Raw genomic sequence first — 2,536 nt, 5'->3', positions numbered from 1 at the left:
CTCCTATCCCTGTTACTTCCTAATTCCTTTTTAGTGGGGGAGTGTGAACAGTTACGAAAATTCATTGGTGCATAAAGCGCTCTTTTCTGGATAATTTCCTGATTAGCGGTAATAATTTCGCCATCACCAGATGTTGCCAGAAATGCCAAAGATTCATAAAAATATAGTATAGGTACAGTTAATGTCCCCGATCCACCTCCTATATATTGCCTGATTTGCTGTGCTATTTTCAGGGTTTGAGAGTATTCATCAAATAGAAAACACAAATAAAGTTTATTGATTAACAATAACCACAATCCTGACTGATCGCCCATTTCAGTCATCATTTCTAACATTGTAGTTTCATCCATAGCTTCTCCTGTCAGAATCACAGGATTAACTGACTGTCCCAGTAAATTCAGCGCTGACTGATGACAGGGTTTTATAAAGTTTAAAGCAGTCTGTTGACCAATTTGCTCTAAGGCTTGGTTGTATATATTAATACTGTTAATTAAATCCTTTAAAGGCTTTCCAGTCAAATATGAATTGAAATTATAAGTAAAGCCCGCAAAGCCGGCAAATACTAAATCACCTGCTTCTAAACTGCGGTTATAGGCTTGTTGTAGTGGTGCTAGGGATGCTCTGGCATGATTTGTGCAGAATGTAATATAATGATGGGCAAGAACTAGTGTTCGTCCGTAAAACTCCTGATCATTCAAGCGATCGCCCAGTTCGAGCGCCATTTGCCCAAATTCATCACCAGTAGAGAAATCCTCTAATACAGAACAGAGTAACAGTCCATAACTAACATAGGACACGATGGAAGTGTTGGCATTACCATACTTAAGTGACAGTTCTACTTGTTTCAAAATCACTAGGGGAAATAATTCCGGCTTGCAAGCATAGGAAGCAGCCCCAACCTTAACTAGAATCCGCATTGCTGCTAAGATAGCAGGATTGGTCATGGGAGGTAGATCGAGCAACTCAGCAGCTAAACGCCCATTTAATTGCTGGGCGATCGCTTGAAAGGCTGCCGGAATTTCTGCCAAATCTGGCTGTTTTGATACATTAATTTCTAACTTATTCAGTAAATCTAATGCCGTATTAATGGCTAAAGTAAATTGCCCTTGATTAGTATAAGCTTCTACCTTAATTTCAGTAATTTTTACAGTATCGGTGAGGCTATGAGCCTGTTGGCTAATCTCGGCGGCGTATTCTTCCATACTCCCCAAATTGCCCATGAGATAGGCAGCTTCAGCAGCGAGGTTATAAAGATTCAGGGTGAGGGAATAATGATTGTTCCATGCAGACTTGCCTAATAAGCTCAAACCGCTAGTAGCGTAGTCAAAGGCACTGGTGTAGGCAGTGGAGGCGATCGCTTTTTGACTAGCTTTCCAGTTATACTCAGCCAGTAAAAGTTTTTCGGCTGGGTCAGTAATTAAACTTTCTCCTAACCTAAATTGACCAACAATTTCAAATAACCCTTCTTCTTTTTGCTGTTGAGAATGACTTTGCAACAAAAGTCTGCCAATTTGTAAATGAGTCGCTTGTTTCTGTTTATGGGGAATCAGAGCATAAGCTGCTTGTTGAATGCGATCATGTAAAAATTTATAGGGAACTTTAATTGGTTCGTCATCATGATTTAATTTTTGTTGACTATTGACGAATGAATGGTGTTGATATAATTTATAAACCTCACTTTGTGGTAAAACCAAACCTTTTTGTAAAGCAGACCACAAATTTATTGCCGTTTCGAGTTCCGATTTTTCTTCAACAATTGCCAAAGTTGCCAAATCAAATTGATTACCAATACAAGCAGCTAATTTTAAAACCTCTTGTGTTGATTCCGGTAATTTTTGCAATTGCAAAATTATCAAATCAACGACATCATCCGTCAGTGCTTGTTGATTAATTTGGGAAATATCACATTGCCAACATTTATCTTCCCAGTTAAACTGAATCATTTCATCTTGATGTAATGATTTCAGAAATTGTGTAGCAAAAAAAGGATTCCCTTTGGTTTTGCGATAGATCAATTCTGAAAGAAAAAATGCTGATTTTTTCTCACTTTTTAACGTATCAGCTACAAGTTTATTTAAGCTTAATTGACTGAGAGGTTGCAGAGTCAGTAGATTAATGATCGCCTCTGTTTTGCTCACGGCATCCAATGTTAACATCAAGGGATGTAAAGGCGATACTTCATTATCTCTATATGCCCCAATTAATAATAAATAGCCTTGGTGACAATCGCTAACTAATAATTTAATCAGTTGTAATGAAGCTGAATCAGCCCATTGTAAATCATCCAAAAAAATTACTAAGGGATGCTCTTTTTGGGTAAATAATTGGAGGAATTTCTGAAATAATAATTTAAATCTATTTTGAGCCGCACTACCAGATAACTCTGTTGTCGCTGGTTGTTGACCAATAATCCGTTCTAGTTCAGGAATGACATCTATAATTACCTGTCCGTTTTCACCTAGTGCTTGGAGGATTTTATTTGTAACTGTTCACACTCCCCCACTAAAAAGGAATTAGGAAGTAACAGGGATAGGAG

1 protein-coding gene is annotated in these 2,536 nt (G+C 37.8%); it reads right to left on the bottom strand.

Annotated elements, in window-relative coordinates:
* Positions 1 to 2,408: AAA family ATPase (locus tag FJR05_RS24270; protein ID WP_371416939.1), on the bottom strand; the 2,408-nt coding region annotated here is incomplete at its 3' end.
* Between the last annotated feature and the right edge of the window lie 128 nt (positions 2,409 to 2,536).

Source organism: Dolichospermum sp. UHCC 0259, assembly GCF_009711935.1.
Classification (GTDB): Bacteria; Cyanobacteriota; Cyanobacteriia; order Cyanobacteriales; family Nostocaceae; genus Dolichospermum.
Note: the sequence above shows the minus strand (reverse complement) of the source record. Positions and strands in the feature narration are given on the sequence as shown.